Origin of the sequence: Paenirhizobium naphthalenivorans, assembly GCF_007992095.1 — a bacterium.
In the GTDB taxonomy this organism is placed as follows: Bacteria; Pseudomonadota; Alphaproteobacteria; order Rhizobiales; family Rhizobiaceae; genus Allorhizobium; species Allorhizobium naphthalenivorans.
The window spans coordinates 88,358-105,361 of sequence record NZ_BJZP01000012.1 but is presented as its reverse complement, the minus strand read 5'-3'; the positions used below and the strand labels follow the sequence as shown (position 1 = coordinate 105,361).

The following is a 17,004-nucleotide window of genomic DNA, read 5'->3' as shown; positions in this document are numbered from 1 at the left end:
CCACTGAATCTCCTCTAGGCGGCGATCGGGCGCTTGATCGTCCTGGAGGCCTCGATCACCATTGGCATGAGTCCTTCTCCCCCCTTGTCGATATGCTCGAACAGCTCCCGCCGCATGCGCGGCTCCCAGAACTTGTTGATATGGTTCGCAACGCCCTCGATGCGCCCCGATTCGGGCTGCGACAGGAAGAAGGTGGCGATCTGGTTCGCCATGCGGACGAGCCTTTCAGTGGTGTCATGCGACATGGGCGGTCACTCCGGCAATGGTACGTTCTGGTCTGGTAAAAATCTCGAATTCGTCGCCCCGGGCGATGCCAACGAGGGTGATGCCCGCGGCTTCCGCCGTGCGCACCGCAAGTGCGGTGGGTGCCGATACGGCGATCAGCACAGCACTTCGCAGCGCCGCCGTCTTTTGCACCATTTCAACCGACAAACGGCTGGTCACGACGACGGCGCCGTGGCCGCCAGCCAGGCCGGAGCGCATCACGGCGCCGGCAAGTTTGTCGAGCGCATTGTGACGGCCCACGTCCTCGCGCAGACAAACCAGTCCCTGCCCGGGAATGAAGAAGCCCGCGCCATGCACGGCACGGGTTTCACGATTGAGGCTCTGTCCGTCTCCGAGCAACCACACCGCCTCGGCGATCTGCGCCGGCGTCAGCGAGAAATCGCCGGCGTCCACGGGCGCTACACTGCGTGTCGCCTGCTCAATCGACTCAATACCACACAGGCCACAGCCAACCGGGCCGGCCATGTGCCGGCGACGTGCCGTCAAGGCCTCTGCCGTGCCGTCGGCCAGCACAATCTGCAGGTCAATGCCATCACCCGCCTCCATCATCTCGACCGAGACAATATCCGCCGCTGCGGAGATAATGCCCTCGGAAAGCGAGAAGCCGAGGGCAAAATCCTCCAGATCGGCCGGTGTCGCCATCATCACCGCATGCGTCGTGCCGCCATAGGAAAAGGCGATCGGCACTTCTTCCGGAACAATCCGGCTGCCCTCGGCCAGGACGCCGTTGCGGAATTGCACTTCACGAATGCGGGTGGAGGTCTTTCTGGTCATCATGCCCTGTCCTTCGACCCAAACCACCCGTCGCGTACCGGCAGAGGGGACCAAGGCAAATCAGCTTGCCGCCTTTCCCCCTCAAGCGGAGGAAAGGCGATAGCAGGCGGCTGAAGGGCATGTTTTGCCATTGCCTACTCCGCAGCCTCCAGCTTCCCAGCAATGCGCCGTGACTGGCGCGACAGATCCTCATAGTCCTGCTGCCATTCGGACGGACCATTCGACGGTGCGACCTGCACGGCGGTCACCTTGTATTCCGGGCAGTTGGTCGCCCAGTCGGAAAAGTCCGTGGTGATGACATTGGCCTGAGTCTCGGGATGGTGAAAGGTCGTGTAAACGACGCCCGGCGAAACGCGCTCGGTGATGAACGCCCGCAGCGTCGTCTCTCCCGCCCGGCTGGCGAGACGCACCCAATCGCCGTCCTTGATGCCACGCTGTTCGGCGTCATGCGGATGGATCTCGAGGCGATCTTCCGCATGCCAGGCGATATTCTCGGTACGGCGTGTCTGAGCACCGACGTTATACTGCGACAGAATGCGACCGGTGGTTAAGAGCAACGGGAAACGCGGACCAGTGCGTTCGTCGGTCGCCACATATTCGGTGCGGATGAACTTGCCCTTGCCACGTACGAAACCACCGACATGCATGATCGGCGATCCCTCGGGGAACTTCTCGTTGCAGGGCCACTGAACCGAGCCCATTTTTTCCAGAAGTTCATAGGACACGCTGGCGAAGCTCGGCGTCGTGGCGGCAATCTCGTCCATGATTTCGGACGGATGGCTGTAGTTCCATGGCAGCCCCATGGCCTGGGCGAGCTTCTGCGTGACCTCCCAGTCGGCCAGGCCGTTCTTCGGGCTCATAACCTTGCGCACCCGGTTGATACGGCGCTCGGCATTGGTGAACGTGCCATCTTTCTCCAGGAAGGTCGAACCCGGCAGGAAGACGTGGGCATAGTTGGCCGTCTCATTGAGGAAGAGGTCATGGACCACGACGCATTCCATCGCGGCGAGGCCGGCTGAGACATGCTTGGTGTCGGGGTCGGACTGGAGGATGTCCTCGCCCTGGATATAGATGCCCTTGAACGAACCATCGACGGCAGCATCGAGCATGTTGGGGATACGCAGGCCCGGCTCGTTGTCGAGCTTGACGCCCCAGAGCTTCTCGAACGTATCGCGCGTCGCGTCGTCGGAAACGTGGCGATAGCCCGGCAGTTCATGCGGGAAGGAGCCCATGTCGCACGAGCCCTGCACATTGTTCTGGCCGCGTAGCGGATTCACGCCGACGCCCGGACGGCCGATATTGCCGGTCGCCATGGCAAGGTTGGCGATCGCCATGACAGTCGTCGACCCCTGGCTGTGCTCGGTCACGCCGAGACCGTAGTAAATCGCGCCATTGCCGCCCCGGGCGTAAAGCCGGGCTGCGCCGCGCACGAGATCGGCCGCAACGCCAGTGAACTTTTCGGTCTCTTCCGGCGAATGCTGCGGCTCGGCGACAAAGGCGGCCCAATCCTCGAATTCCGACCAGTCGCAACGCTCGCGAATGAAGGCTTCGTCGAACAGGCCTTCCGTAACAATAACGTGGGCAAGAGCAGTGATGACCGCGACATTAGTGCCGGGCTTGAGTGGCAAGTGGTAGTCTGCCCTTGCGTGGACCGAGTTGACGGTCTCGGTTTCTCGCGGGTCGAGCACGATCAGCTTGGCGCCTTGGCGGATGCGCTTCTTCATGCGCGAGGCAAAGACCGGGTGCGCCGCTGACGGGTTGGCGCCGATCACCATAATCACGTCGGAATGTTCGACCGAATCGAAGTCCTGCGTGCCAGCCGAGGTGCCGAAGGCCTGGCCGAGACCATAGCCGGTCGGCGAATGGCAGACGCGGGCGCAGGTATCGACATTGTTATTGCCGAAACCGGCGCGGATCAGCTTCTGGACGAGGAAAGTCTCCTCGTTGGTGCAGCGCGAGGAGGTGATGCCGCCGATCGAATCCTTGCCATACTGATACTGCAGCCGGCGGAACTCGGAGGAAACATGGGCAAGAGCCTCTTCCCAAGTCACTTCGCGCCACGGATCGGTGATCTTCTCGCGCATCATCGGATTGAGGATGCGGTCCTTGTGGGTGGCATAGCCGTAAGCGAAACGACCCTTGACACAGGAATGACCGCGATTGGCCTTGCCATCCTTGTAGGGCACCATGCGCACCAGTTCCTCGCCGCGCATCTCCGCCTTGAACGAGCAGCCCACGCCGCAATAAGCGCAGGTGGTGACGGCCGAATGCTCGGGCTGGCCGATGGCGATGACCGATTTTTCGGTGAGCGTCGCCGTCGGACAGGCTTGAACACAGGCGCCGCAAGAGACGCACTCCGACTCGAGGAAATGTTCATGCGCGCCGGGCGAAACCCGGCTGTCGAAACCACGGCCCTCGATGGTCAGCGCGAACGTGCCCTGCACTTCCTCACAGGCCCGCACGCAGCGCGAGCAGACGATGCATTTCGACGGATCATAAGTGAAGTAGGGGTTCGATTCGTCCTTCGGCATCCATTTGGCGTTGATGTCGCCGTTGTTGCGAGTCTTGACGTGATTGTCGCCCTCATAGCCATAGCGCACGTCGCGCAGGCCGACCGCGCCGGCCATGTCTTGCAATTCGCAGTCGCCATTGGCCGCGCAGGTCAGACAGTCAAGCGGATGGTCGGAGATATAGAGCTCCATCACCCCCTTGCGGATCTGCTTCAGCCGCTCTGTCTGGGTGTGAACCACCATGCCCGGCGCGCATGGCGTGGTGCAGGAAGCCGGCGTGCCATTGCGGCCCTCGACCTCGACGAGACAGAGCCGGCAGGAGCCGAAGGCATCCACCATGTCAGTGGCGCAGAGCTTCGGCACCTGGATGCCGGCTTCCATCGAGGCACGCATAACGGACGTGCCGGCAGGCACCGTGACCTGGAGACCGTCGATGGTCAGTGTCACGGTCTCGGTCGATTTGGAGGCCGGGGTGCCATAGTCGATTTCATGAACGAGGGGCATGTTCTTTACTCCGCCGCTTCAACGAGGGGGGTGGGCGCGAAATCCTCCGGAAAATGATGGAGCGCGCTCATGACTGGATAGGGGGTGAAGCCACCGAGTGCACAGAGCGAGCCGAACTTCATCGTGTTGCAGAGGTCAGAGAGCAACGCCCTGTTCTTCTCCGGCTCTATGCCCCGGGCAATTCGGTCGACCGTCTCGACGCCCCGCGTCGAGCCGATCCGACAGGGGGTGCACTTGCCGCAACTTTCAATCGCGCAGAATTCCATGGCGAAGCGTGCTTGCTTCAGCATGTCTGCAGTGTCATCGAAGACGACGATGCCAGCATGGCCGATCAGACCATCCCTGGCAGCGAAGGCCTCATAGTCGAAGACCGTGTCGAACAGGCTCGGCGGGAAATAGGCCCCGAGCGGACCGCCGACCTGCACGGCCTTGACCGGTCGGCCGCTCGCCGTGCCACCACCGATGTCGTAGATGATCTCGCCGAGCGTCAGGCCAAAGGCCGTTTCATAGAGTCCACCATGCTTGATATTGCCGGCAAGCTGGATCGGGATCGTACCGTGCGAGCGACCCACGCCATAGTCGCGATAGAAGGCGGCCCCGCGGTCGAGAATGACCGGCACGGAGGCGAGCGAGATCACGTTGTTGACCACGGTCGGCCGGCCGAACAGCCCCTGCAGCGCCGGAAGCGGCGGCTTGGCTCGCACGATGCCGCGCTTGCCTTCAAGCGAATTGAGCAGCGAGGTCTCCTCACCGCAGACATAGGCACCGGCGCCCATACGCACTTCGATGTCGAAGGCGTGCGCCGAGCCCATGACAGACGGACCGAGAATGCCGGCGCCTCGGGCAATTTCAATCGCGGCGCGCATGGTCTTGATGGCATGCGGATATTCGGAGCGGGTGTAGACATAGCCCTTGCTGGCACCAGTCGCGATACCGGCGATGACCATGCCTTCGATCAACACGAAGGGATCACCCTCCATGATCATCCGGTCGGAGAAGGTGCCACTGTCGCCCTCGTCGGCATTACAAACGATGTATTTCTGATCACCGGGGGCATCGGCAACGGTCTTCCATTTGACGCCGGTCGGGAAGCCGGCGCCGCCGCGCCCCCGCAGTCCACTATCGGTCACCGTCTTAACGATTTCCGAGCACCCCATGGCCAGCGCCTTGTCGAGCCCCTTCAGTCCCTCGTAGTGGCGATAGTTGGCAAGCGACAACGGATCAGTGACACCGCAACGGGAGAAGGTGAGCCGCGTCTGCCGGGCAAGATAGGGAATTTCCTTGGTCAGACCATGACAGAGCGGATGCTCCCCGCCAGCCAGAAAATCCGCCTCGAACAGGCTAGGGACATCGGCGACGGACACTGGCCCATAGGCTATGCGGCCACGTCCGGTGCGAACTTCCACCAGCGGCTCGAGCCAAAGGAGCCCGCGGGAGCCATTGCGGACGATAGCAAGCTCGATGCCGCGCAGGGTGGCCTCTTGTTCGATCGCAGCGGCGACCTTGTCGGCGCCGACAGCAAGAGCGGCGGCGTCGCTGGGAATGAAGACAGTCCGGCTCATAGACGTGCCTCCGCGATAAGACCCTCGAGCGCGTCTGCATCGATCCGGCCATGCAGCTCGTCATCCAGCATGGCGGCAGGGGCACAGGCACACAGCCCGAGGCAATAGACGGGCTCCAGCGTCACCGCCCCGTCCTGTGTGGTCTGGTGAAAATCAACGCCGAGCAATTCACGCACCCGATCAGCCAGAGCCTCGCCGCCGCGTGACTGGCAGGCCTCGGCACGACAGAGCTTCAGAACATGACGACCCGAGGGGTGGGTGCGGAAATCATGATAAAAGCTAACCACGCCGTGTACTTCGGCCCGCGACAGGTTGAGCGCCTCAGCAAGGACCGGCTTCACCTCATCCGGCACATAGCCGAAACTCTCCTGCACCGCATGCAGGATCGGTAGCAAGGGCCCCTCGAGCGCTTTCAACTCGGCGACGATGGCCTGTGTACGAGAAACAAAATCATCCGCAGACGATCGAATATCCATGATCAGCCCTCCCAAACCGACACGAATGCGCCAAGACGGTCGACACGTGGAAAGCGAACGCCCAGTCGGTTTGCAGTGTTAACGCGCCGACGAAGTCCGCTTTCCCGTCGAACCCTCTGACTTGTTGTCAAAGTGCACACTGATACCAGCCAAGGTCAATAAAGCAGTCCCATGCAACGATAGAGAAAACCTATTGAAATACCTGAAGATCGGACAAGCGGCGTGCCTCATGCAGGAGAGCGGAGACCAGAGGGGTAAAGGGTTCGCGATATTGCGCCACGAGGCCAACCGAGTGCTCGGCCTCCGGCTCAACGATTGGGATCATCCGAATCTCCTCGGAAAAACCGAAGGATTCCGCGATGTTGCGCGGCATAATCGACGCCCAGCGGCCCGTACGAATATGGGAAAACAGCACAATCATCGAATTGGATTCGAGCGTGGGCTTGGCGACGACACCAGCTTCCGTGAGATGGTGGTTGATGATCCGCCGGTTTTGCATATCTGCAGTCAATAGACAAAGCCGAAGATCAGCCACTTCACGCCACGACACAAGATCGCGATCACTGAGTGGCGTGCCTGCCGCCGTGATGAGGTGATAGCGCTCAGCGTAGAGCGGCACCGAGGTCACGCGGCCAAGCGGCTCATTGTCGAGATAGGTGATCCCCGCATCGATCTCGAGATTTTCCAGCAGGCTGAGCACCTGCAAGGACGTACGCGAGCTGACAGAGAAGGTAACGTCCGGGTGCTTTTCTTGGAAGGGACCGGTGATACGCGGCACCATCGACAGGGCCGTCGGAATGACGGCGATGCGGATATGACCGGCAAGCCCCCGCCGGGCGGCCCGCATCTCTTCCCGCATGGTGCGCGCGTCACCGACGATACGGCGTGCCCATTCGAGTACCCGCTGCCCCTCCGGGGTGAGACCCTGGTAGCGAGAACCGCGCTGCACGAGCATGACGCCCAGCTGATCCTCCAATTGCCGGATCGCCGCCGACAGTGTTGGCTGAGTTATGCCGCATTCTTGCGCCGCGCGACCAAAATGCTGAGCACGCGCGAGCGCGATGAAGAATTCAAGCTTGTCGATCATGATCACTCCTCGCCGTCAAGACTAGGCGGACCACGCTGGAAGCGCAAACGGGCGGCGTCATTGAGACAGCAAGTCAACCCGGTCACCGGGCAAGAACGAAGCCCCCAAAGCCCTAGCCCCGAGTTCAGTCCGGAATAATGGGAGCCGCATTCGGCCCACAATACATTTCATAAAGGGCGGACACGAGACCGGTGAGGGAGGGATCGGCGATATTATAGTAGATCAGTCGACCCTCGCGGCGAGTGGTGACGATCTTTTCGGCGCGCAGCCGGGCAAGTTGTTGCGAAACGACGGCCTGCTGAAGGCCAAGTATAGCCTCGAGTTCCCCGACCGTTTTCTCACCCTGACTGAGGATACAGAGGATCAGAAGCCGCGTTTCATGCGAAAGCGCCTTAAGAAGACCACTCGCGGCCCGAGCCTTGGACATGAAGCCCTCAAGCTGTTCCGACCCCATCCCCGGCGTCATCTTCGGCACATTCATAAAATCATCCGGCGTTCGCGTTATCTATCCTAGCTGAGACATACGATATTGCGATCATGGCGGAAATGCCCTTGGCGCAGCAGGAAGCGACGAAAACGTAATTCTTCCGCGGTGCCAGACGGACGGCCGCCTGTTTGCGGCGATCGCACAGGGCTTTGCGCCCTTCATGCACAACGCTACGCCGCTAGCCCAGCTTGACGGTTTCCACGCGCTCTTTCAGCAAGCTCGCGCTGTGGTTGAGGGCCGCGAATTCAGCCTCATCCAGTTGCGGGAACAGGTCGGCGGCAACTCCACCTGCGCCGACGATCCGCGGCACCGATAAGGCCACGTCCGTGACATCCCCGACCCTGGGCGTTACGATCGAGACCGACAACACATCCCGCTCGTCATGAGCTATTGCCTTGACGATGCGGGCCAGACCCGCGCCAATCCCGTAATAGGTAGAGCCCTTGCCATTGATAATCTTGTAGGCCGCATTGCGCACACCGTCGTCGATGGCACCGCGGGTGGCTTCGGTGAGTGGCTTACCGACCTGGTCGGCAAACGAGCGGAGCGCAACTGAACCGGCACGGGCATTGGACCACGCCAGTACCTCGCTGTCGCCGTGCTCGCCCAATACATAGGCATGAACCGACTGCGGCGCGATCCCGAGATGACGACCAACGAGACTGCGGAATCGGGCCGTATCGAGAATCGTACCAGAACCAATGACGCGCTGTGCCGGCAGGCCAGATAGCCGCGTGGCAATCTGCGTCATGATGTCGACCGGGTTCGAGGCAATCAGCAGGATCGCTTTTGGCGCCGCTTTCAACACCTGCGTCACGACATCACGAAACACGGCCGCATTGCGCTCGAGAAGTTCAAGCCGGCCTTCGCCTGGCTTCTGGCTCACGCCCGCAGCGATGATCACCACTCCGGCGCCGGCAAGATCCGCATAGCCGCCCGCCAGCACGGTGGTCGCCGACACGAACGGCACGGCGTGGGAAATGTCCTCAGCCTGAGCGACGGCCAGCGCTTCGTTGCGATCCACAAACACAATATCGCTGGCGATTCCCAATATGGCGAGCGCATAGCCCGCCGAACTGCCGACCATTCCCGCGCCGACGATACCGACTTTCATGTCAACGTCTCCATCTGCGCTGCCGCGTCTTAAGAACAGCAAGTCTTGCAATCGCATGGCAAGACGTCAAGGGGCCTCAGTGGGCCTGCCATCTGGAGGATACGCCGAAAGCTGTGGCAAAACCCGACAATCTTGCAGACAGAAAATAACGATATAAAAAAAGCGGCCCCGAAGGCCGCTTCTTAATCCGTCGCAAATCCGGATCAGGCCGGAATCAGAGCGCCGTTCAGGTGCGTCAATTCGGCAAGGTATTGCTCGAGGCGAGTCTTGTGTTCGTGGCTTTCGACTGCATCGAGTTCGGTGCGGGCAGCCTCGATACGCTTGGTCAGTGTCTCGCGGTTGAGATCGCTCAGCGCCACCGCCGATTCAGCCAGCAGCGTGCAACCCGTCGGGACGACGTCGGCGAAACCGCCGAACACGACGTATTTCGTCACTTGGCCGTTCGAGGCTTTGACCGAAACTACGCCCGGCTTGATCGTCGTCATCGTCGGCGCGTGATTGGCCATGACGGTCATCTCGCCATCGGTTGCCGGAATGACAACTTCGCTCACCTTTTCGGAAATCAGCAGGCGCTCGGGCGAAACGAGTTCAAAATTGAAATTGTCGGCCATGGTTGTTCACTTCTTCGATAGAGGCGGGAACGGCGCGCGCCATCAAGCGCGCGCCAAATCCGTAATCAGGCAGCTTCAGCGGCCAGCTTCTTGGCCTTTTCAATCGCCTCGTCCATCGAGCCGACCATGTAGAAGGCGGCCTCCGGCAGGTGATCGTAGTCGCCGTTGACGAGGCCCTTGAAGCCCTTGATCGTGTCTTCGAGAGCGACGAGCTTGCCCGGCGAACCGGTAAAGACTTCAGCGACGAAGAACGGCTGAGACAGGAAACGCTCGATCTTACGGGCGCGGGCGACTGCGAGACGGTCATCTTCCGACAGTTCATCCATGCCGAGAATGGCGATGATGTCCTGGAGAGCCTTGTAGCGCTGCAGGGTCGACTGAACCTTACGAGCCACTTCGTAGTGCTCCTCGCCGACAACCATCGGGTCAAGCATGCGCGAGGTGGAGTCGAGCGGGTCAACAGCCGGATAGATACCCTTTTCAGCGATCGAACGCGACAGAACGGTCGTTGCGTCCAAGTGAGCGAACGAGGTTGCCGGAGCCGGGTCTGTCAAGTCGTCGGCGGGAACGTAAATCGCCTGAACCGAGGTGATCGAACCCTTGGTCGTGGTGGTGATGCGTTCCTGCATCTGACCCATGTCGGTCGCCAGCGTCGGCTGATAACCAACAGCCGACGGGATACGACCGAGAAGTGCGGACACTTCCGAACCAGCCTGGGTAAAGCGGAAGATGTTGTCGACGAAGAACAGAACGTCCTGCCCCTTATCGCGGAAGTCTTCAGCAATCGTCAGACCGGTCAGAGCGACGCGAGCGCGTGCGCCCGGCGGTTCGTTCATCTGGCCGTAGACGAGAGCAGCCTTGGAGCCTTCGCCGCCGCCGAGCTTGTTAACGTTCGACTCGATCATTTCGTGATAGAGGTCGTTACCTTCGCGCGTGCGCTCGCCAACGCCGGCGAACACCGAGTAACCGCCATGAGCCTTAGCGACGTTGTTGATCAGCTCCATGATAAGAACCGTCTTGCCAACGCCGGCGCCGCCGAACAGGCCAATCTTGCCGCCCTTGGCGTAAGGCGCCAGAAGGTCGACGACCTTGATGCCGGTGACAAGGATCTGGGCTTCGGTCGACTGCTCAACGTAGGCCGGAGCTTCCTGGTGAATGGCGCGCTTACCAGAGGTGACGATCGGCCCAGCTTCGTCAACGGGCTCGCCGATGACGTTCATGATGCGGCCGAGCGTCTCGGGGCCGACCGGAACGGTGATCGGGGCACCAGTATCGGAAACCGGCTGTCCACGAACCAGACCTTCGGTCGCGTCCATGGCGATCGTGCGAACCTGACTTTCGCCGAGGTGCTGGGCAACTTCAAGAACGAGGCGGTTGCCACCGTTATCGGTCTCCAGCGCGTTCAGGATCGCAGGCAGCTCGCCGTCGAAAGCGACGTCAACAACAGCGCCGATGACCTGGGTAATCCGGCCTGCGGAGCCGGTTGCGGACTTTGCCGCGGTAGATTTCGGGGTAGCTGCCTTAGCCATATTTCTTACCCTCTTTCCTTAACCTCAGAGCGCTTCCGCGCCCGAAATGATTTCAATGAGTTCCTTGGTGATCTGGGCCTGCCGCTGACGGTTGTAGCTGAGCGTCAACTTGTTGATCATCTCACCAGCATTGCGCGTCGCATTGTCCATCGCGCTCATCTTGGCGCCCATTTCACCGGCGACGTTTTCAAGCAGAGCCCGGAAGATCTGCACCGAGATATTGCGCGGAATAAGATCACTGAGGATCGCCCCGGCATCGGGCTCATATTCGTAAACGGCTGCCGCACCAGTCGCGGCTTCTGCCTCCGGAGCTGCAGCCGGGATCAGCTGCTGCGCGGTCGGCACCTGGCTGATTACGGACTTGAACTCCGAGTAGAACAGCGTCGCGACGTCGAATTCGCCCTTGTCGAACATGGCGATGACCTTGCGACCGATCGCATCAGCGTTTTCAAAACCGACGCGCTTGACTTCGCGCAGGTCCGTGCGCTCGACAATGCTGGAACCGAACTCGCGACGCAGGCTGTCATAACCCTTCTTGCCGACGCAGAAGATCTTGACGGTTTTGCCAGCACCGAGAAGCTTGCGAGCATGGTCACGGGCAAAGCGGGCGATCTGCGAATTGAAACCGCCGCAAAGCCCACGTTCGGCCGTGCAAACGACGAGCAGATGCACGTCGTCCTTGCCGGTCCCGGTCATCAGCCGAGGTGCACTGTCATCGCTGCCTATCGCCTGGGCGATATTGGCAAGGACGGCACCCATGCGCTGCGAATAGGGACGTGCGGCCTCGGCCGCCTCCTGCGCACGACGCAGCTTCGCCGCGGCGACCATCTTCATCGCCTTGGTGATTTTCTGCGTCGCCTTGACGGAGGCGATCCGGTTTTTCAGATCCTTAAGTGAAGGCATCCGTTATCCGTCCTTGGCTTGAGCCCCGATTACGCGAAAGTCTTGGCGAAGGCATCCAGAGCAGCCTTGAGCTTGCTCTTGGTGTCGTCGCTGATGGCCTTCTCCGTACGGATGGCATCGAGAATGGCTTTGCCTTCCGACCGCAGGTAGGAAAGAAGACCCTGTTCGAACTTGCCAATCTGGTTGACCGCGACTTTGTCGAGGTAGCCGTTGACACCGGCGAAGATCACCGCGACCTGCTCTTCGGTCTTGAGCGGCGAGAACTGCGGCTGCTTCAAAAGCTCCGTCAGACGCGCACCACGATTCAACAGGCGCTGGGTCGAGGCATCAAGGTCGGAACCGAACTGGGCGAAGGCCGCCATTTCGCGATACTGGGCAAGCTCACCCTTGATCGAGCCGGCGACCTGCTTCATCGCCTTGATCTGCGCGGCCGAACCGACGCGGGAAACCGACAGACCGACGTTAACGGCCGGACGAATACCCTGATAGAACAGGTCCGTTTCGAGGAAGATCTGACCGTCAGTGATCGAGATCACATTGGTCGGAATGAACGCCGAGACATCGTTACCCTGGGTTTCGATAACCGGCAGCGCGGTCAGCGAACCGGCGCCGCGATCGTCGGAGAGCTTCGCAGCGCGCTCGAGAAGACGCGAGTGAAGATAGAAAACGTCGCCCGGATAGGCTTCGCGGCCCGGCGGACGGCGCAGCAGCAACGACATCTGACGGTAGGCGACGGCCTGCTTGGAAAGATCGTCGTAGCCAATCAGGGCGTGCATGCTGTTATCGCGGAAGTACTCGCCCATGGCGCAACCGGCGAACGGAGCCAGATACTGCATCGGAGCCGGGTCCGAAGCGGTCGCAGCAACGATGATCGAGTACTTCAAGGCGCCACGTTCTTCGAGAACCTTGACGAACTGGGCAACCGTCGAGCGCTTCTGGCCGATAGCCACATAGACGCAGAACAGCTTGTCGCCTTCCGGGCCATTATCGTGAATGGCCTTCTGGTTCAGGATGGAGTCAAGGATAATCGCGGTCTTGCCGGTCTGACGGTCACCGATAACAAGCTCACGCTGGCCACGGCCGACCGGGATCAGGGCGTCAATGGCCTTGAGGCCAGTCGACATCGGCTCATGAACCGATTTGCGCGGGATGATGCCCGGAGCTTTGATGTCGACGCGCGAGCGGCGGGTCGCATTGATCGGGCCCTTGCCGTCGATCGGATTGCCGAGTGCGTCGACGACGCGGCCGAGCAACTCCGGACCAACCGGAACGTCCACGATGGCGCCGGTCCGCTTGACGGTGTCGCCTTCCTTGATGTCACGGTCCGAACCGAAAATAACGACACCGACATTGTCGGCTTCGAGGTTCAGCGCCATGCCACGAATACCACCTGGGAATTCGACCATTTCGCCGGCCTGAACGTTGTCGAGACCGTAGACACGGGCGATACCGTCACCGACGGAAAGCACCTGGCCGACTTCGGAGACTTCCGCCTCTTTGCCGAAGTTTTTGATTTGATCTTTAAGAATTGCGGAAATTTCCGCGGCGCGGATATCCATCAGCCAACCTCTTTCAGTGCAAGCTTAAGGGTGGAAAGTTTGGTGCGAAGAGACGTGTCGATCTGGCGCGAGCCGACCTTGACGATCAGACCACCGAGAATGGACGGATCGATCGAAACAACGATCGTTACGTCCTTGCCGGTGACGCCCTTCAGCGCCGCCTTCAATTCGTCTTCCTGTTCGGAAGTAAGTGCGTGAGCGGACGTGACCTCAGCAGTGACCTCGCCACGATGACGGGCAACGACCTGCCAGAAAGAGGCGATCATGCCGGAAACAGCAAAGAGGCGACGGTTGCCAGCCACGACCTTCAGGAAGTTCGACACGAGAGCGCCGAGGCCAGCCTTCTCGCAAAGGGCGACAACTGCCTTGGTCTGATCTTCAGCCGAAAAGACCGGAGAAGCAACCAAGCGCTTCAGGTCGTCGCTCGAGTCGATCATGGCCTGAAAACGATTAAGGTCAGCACCGACCGCATCGATCGAGTCTGCCTCAAGGGCAAGCTCGAACAGCGACGACGCGTAACGCTCCGCCACGCCTGAAATGACTTGGGATGTGTCTGCCACGGGCAAAATATTCCCTGATTTTGATCCAGGATTTTCGCAGCCCTTGCGAGGCGGCGACATCATCCTGATATCGTTAGGTTTTTATTGAATAACACAAGGGTCCCCCGCTTGTGTTTTTCGAATTTCGCGGTCCGTCTAGCATAGGAAGTCTGGACTCGCAACACGCGTAATAACGGAATAAGCCTTAAGGACAAGGCTTTGGCCGCAATTTTCTACGAATCCGCGCCAAATTGGTCAGAGGATGCGGCATCCCCTCCCCCTTTCTCCTCAAACGAGCCCGAAGACATAAGAAAGCGGGAGCGCTGCAAGCACAATTTCAACAACCAGAAGCAGCATATTGCGGATCGCATTTCCCCTGTCCGACAAGATCGAGAGGATCCGCCCAAATGCGGCAAGAGCCATCGCAGCGCCGAATGCGAGATAGAGAGTAGGTTGGGCGAGCATCAGGGCCGTTGCGGAGAAGCCGACGATCAGCCCTCCAGCGGAACGCGCCGCTCCATAGCCCTCGGGACGCAGGTCACGGGGCTGCAGGGCAAAAAACTTGAGCGTCAGCCCCGGAGCGAACATCACCAGGGCGCCGATGAGGGCTGCCGCCAGTGCCGCACCAAAAGCCAGCTGTTCACCGAATTCGGTGGGAAAATAAAACTCCATCCTTGGTCCCCGTCAGAAGTAAATCGAACGGGGCGCTTATCGCACAATCCGGCTTGCCGAGATACGCCGGACCACATTTTTTGCAGCTTTCCAGCCCGCCCCTATCGATCCGGCGAGGCCTACAGGAAGCTCTGCGGATCGACATCGACCTGGACCTGGATCGACCGGCGCTCCTTCGGCCCGTTGGCGAGCATGGCACGGACAAAACCCTGCATGTCGCTTGTGCGCCGCCCATGCACGAGAAGCCGGAAACGATGCCGCCCGCGGATCAACGCCAAAGGCGCTTCCGCCGGGCCAAGAATGGCAATGTCTCGTTCAATCGGAGCGGTTTGGCGAAGCTGTCGCGCATGGGTTTCCGCCTCGGTACGCGTGTCGGCGGAGATGATGATCGAGACTAGGCGGCCGAAGGGTGGCAATGCCGCCCGTTCCCGCTCGGCGATCTCGCGCTCGTAGAAGGCCGAGGCATCCCCCGAGACCAGAGCCTGCATCACCGGGTGCATGGGCTGGAAAGTCTGCAGGAGGCCGTGGCTCTTGCGCCCGGTTCGTCCCGCGCGACCAGTCACCTGCGACAGCAGCTGGAAGGTCCGCTCCGCCGCTCTCGGATCACCGTTGGCGAGGCCGATGTCCGCGTCAACAATGCCGACTAGGGTCATCAGAGGGAAATTGTGACCCTTGGCGACCAACTGGGTGCCGATGACGATATCGGCCTCGCCATTGGCGATTGCCTCAAGTTCGAGCCTCAGCCGCTTGACACCCCCGAGGTCGGAGGAGAGCACCAGCGTGCGGGCATCGGGAAAGTGTTTCTCCACCTCCTCGGCAATCCGCTCGACACCGGGTCCGCACGCGACCAGATGGTCAAGCGTTCCACATTCCGGGCAGGCGTGCGGGGTCGGTTCTGAATAACCGCACTGGTGACATTGGATCTGACCGCGGAAGCGGTGCTCGACCAACCAGCTCGAGCATTGTGGGCACTGGAAGCGGTGGCCGCAGACACGGCAGAGCGTCAGCGGCGCGTAGCCCCGCCGATTGAGGAAGAGCAGAGCCTGCTCCTTGCGCTCGACCGTCCTGCCGACGGCCCTGAGCAGTAGCGGCGACAGAAAGCCGCCGCGCTCCGGAGGATGACGGCGCATGTCGATGAGATGGAGATCCGGCAGCGCCGCATCGGCGAAACGCGTCGGCAGATGGATGCGTTTATAGCGCCCAGCCTGGCAGTTGACCTGGCTCTCCACAGAAGGGGTCGCCGAAACCAGCACGACCGGGAAGCCGGCGATTCGCGCCCTGACCACCGCCATGTCGCGCGCATTATAGAAGACCCGATCTTCCTGCTTGAAGGCCGGGTCATGCTCTTCGTCGACGATGATCAGGCCGAGATCCTCGAACGGCAGGAAGAGCGCCGAACGCGCACCGGCGACCACGCGGATCTCGCCGGTCGCCGCCTGCCGCCAGACCTTCTCGCGCGTCCGGGTGGCGAGATCCGAATGCCATTCGCCAGGCTTTGCCCCGAACCGGTCCTGGAAGCGTTCAAGGAAGTTGGCGGTCAATGCGATTTCCGGGAGCAGGATCAGCACCTGCTTTCCCCGCCGAAGCGTCTCCGCGATCGCCTCGAAATAGACCTCGGTCTTACCAGACCCCGTTACGCCATCGATCAGCGCGACGGAAAAGCCACCCTTGGCGATACCATCAAGGATTTCATCGGCCGCTTGCTTCTGCGGGCCTGCGAGACGATGCCCGGCAAAGTCGGGGTCGGGTCTGGCGACCAACGGTGGCGGCGGCAGAAAGACGGTTTCGAATACACCCTGGGCGACGAGACCATCGATGACGCTAGCGGAGACGCCGCTGGCATGGGCAAGGCCGCTCTTCGTCCAGGACAGCCCGTCTACGGCAAGATCCAGCACCTTGCGGCGCGCCGGCGTCATGCGCTCCGGCGTCATCCCCGAAAAGCGAAAACCCTCGACCATCGGTTCCGGGTCAAGGGCTGCCGGCGCGCGCAGCGCCATGCGCGCTACATAACCGGGCGGCGACAACGTATAGGCCGCGACCCAGTCCAGGAAGATCCGCATGGGTTTATCGAGCGGCGGACAATCAAACACCTTGGTGATCGAGCGAAGCTTCTTGGGATCGACGCCACCGGCATCCGGCCCGTCCCAAACGACGCCGATCACCTGGCGCGGCCCGAGCGGTACCTGCACGATCGAGCCGGGCTCCACCGCCATGCCATCGGGCACCGCATAGCTATAAGCAACCGGCGCCGGCATCGGCACCAGTACGGGTACGACGCGGGAAGATGGCAACGGGCCGAACAGTCCGGGCGAATCGTCTTTCATGGGACGCCATACTTGCCTCTCGACGACCGGAAAGAAAACCGAAAACGCTACAGTGGCCCGCAGAGGAA

Annotated in this window: 15 protein-coding genes; all 15 read right to left on the bottom strand. The window is 61.0% G+C overall.

Features of this window, described 5'->3' with window-relative positions; all coding sequences use genetic code 11:
* Positions 1 to 14 precede the first annotated feature (14 nt).
* Entirely contained in the window at positions 15 to 245 is a 231-nt protein-coding gene (locus RNA01_RS13475) for a formate dehydrogenase subunit delta (RefSeq protein ID WP_147180736.1), read from the bottom strand.
* Entirely contained in the window at positions 235 to 1,059 is an 825-nt protein-coding gene (gene fdhD / locus RNA01_RS13470; RefSeq protein ID WP_284727860.1) for a formate dehydrogenase accessory sulfurtransferase FdhD, read from the bottom strand. Before fdhD ends, RNA01_RS13475 begins: the two co-directional genes overlap by 11 nt.
* 134 nt (positions 1,060 to 1,193) lie before the next feature.
* Positions 1,194 to 4,073, bottom strand: a complete 2,880-nt coding sequence (fdhF, locus tag RNA01_RS13465; RefSeq protein ID WP_147180734.1) for a formate dehydrogenase subunit alpha — start codon at positions 4,071 to 4,073, stop codon at positions 1,194 to 1,196.
* Between the two features lie 5 nt (positions 4,074 to 4,078).
* Complete coding sequence (locus RNA01_RS13460) at positions 4,079 to 5,635, bottom strand: formate dehydrogenase beta subunit (protein WP_147180733.1); 1,557 nt, start codon at positions 5,633 to 5,635, stop codon at positions 4,079 to 4,081.
* Positions 5,632 to 6,111 carry a formate dehydrogenase subunit gamma gene (locus RNA01_RS13455; protein ID WP_147180732.1) on the bottom strand — a complete coding sequence of 160 codons (480 nt, stop codon included), beginning with the start codon at positions 6,109 to 6,111 and terminating at the stop codon, positions 5,632 to 5,634. The genes RNA01_RS13460 and RNA01_RS13455 overlap by 4 nt, the downstream gene beginning before the upstream one ends.
* Before the next feature lie 190 nt (positions 6,112 to 6,301).
* Complete coding sequence (locus RNA01_RS13450) at positions 6,302 to 7,198, bottom strand: LysR family transcriptional regulator (protein WP_147180731.1); 897 nt, start codon at positions 7,196 to 7,198, stop codon at positions 6,302 to 6,304.
* A gap of 124 nt (positions 7,199 to 7,322) precedes the next feature.
* Entirely contained in the window at positions 7,323 to 7,679 is a 357-nt protein-coding gene (locus RNA01_RS13445; protein ID WP_147180730.1) for an ArsR/SmtB family transcription factor, read from the bottom strand.
* A 184-nt stretch (positions 7,680 to 7,863) separates the two neighbouring features.
* The gene (locus RNA01_RS13440) at positions 7,864 to 8,799 is read right to left on the bottom strand and encodes an L-lactate dehydrogenase (protein ID WP_147180729.1); all 936 of its coding nucleotides are present in this window, start codon (positions 8,797 to 8,799) and stop codon (positions 7,864 to 7,866) included.
* A gap of 203 nt (positions 8,800 to 9,002) precedes the next feature.
* Complete coding sequence (locus RNA01_RS13435; protein WP_147180728.1) at positions 9,003 to 9,410, bottom strand: F0F1 ATP synthase subunit epsilon; 408 nt, start codon at positions 9,408 to 9,410, stop codon at positions 9,003 to 9,005.
* Between the two features lie 65 nt (positions 9,411 to 9,475).
* Entirely contained in the window at positions 9,476 to 10,939 is a 1,464-nt protein-coding gene (atpD, locus tag RNA01_RS13430) for a F0F1 ATP synthase subunit beta (protein ID WP_147180727.1), read from the bottom strand.
* A 24-nt stretch (positions 10,940 to 10,963) separates the two neighbouring features.
* Positions 10,964 to 11,842, bottom strand: a complete 879-nt coding sequence (locus RNA01_RS13425; protein ID WP_147180726.1) for a F0F1 ATP synthase subunit gamma — start codon at positions 11,840 to 11,842, stop codon at positions 10,964 to 10,966.
* Between the two features lie 29 nt (positions 11,843 to 11,871).
* Positions 11,872 to 13,401, bottom strand: a complete 1,530-nt coding sequence (gene atpA, locus RNA01_RS13420) for a F0F1 ATP synthase subunit alpha (protein WP_147180725.1) — start codon at positions 13,399 to 13,401, stop codon at positions 11,872 to 11,874.
* Positions 13,401 to 13,967 carry a F0F1 ATP synthase subunit delta gene (locus RNA01_RS13415; protein WP_147180724.1) on the bottom strand — a complete coding sequence of 189 codons (567 nt, stop codon included), beginning with the start codon at positions 13,965 to 13,967 and terminating at the stop codon, positions 13,401 to 13,403. Before RNA01_RS13415 ends, atpA begins: the two co-directional genes overlap by 1 nt.
* A gap of 261 nt (positions 13,968 to 14,228) precedes the next feature.
* Positions 14,229 to 14,612: an AGROH133_08824 family phage infection protein gene (locus RNA01_RS13410; protein ID WP_147180723.1), complete on the bottom strand. Its 384-nt coding sequence runs from the start codon at positions 14,610 to 14,612 to the stop codon at positions 14,229 to 14,231.
* A gap of 119 nt (positions 14,613 to 14,731) precedes the next feature.
* Positions 14,732 to 16,936 (bottom strand): primosomal protein N', encoded by a 2,205-nt coding sequence (locus RNA01_RS13405; RefSeq protein ID WP_147180722.1) that lies wholly within the window; start codon positions 16,934 to 16,936, stop codon positions 14,732 to 14,734.
* Between the last annotated feature and the right edge of the window lie 68 nt (positions 16,937 to 17,004).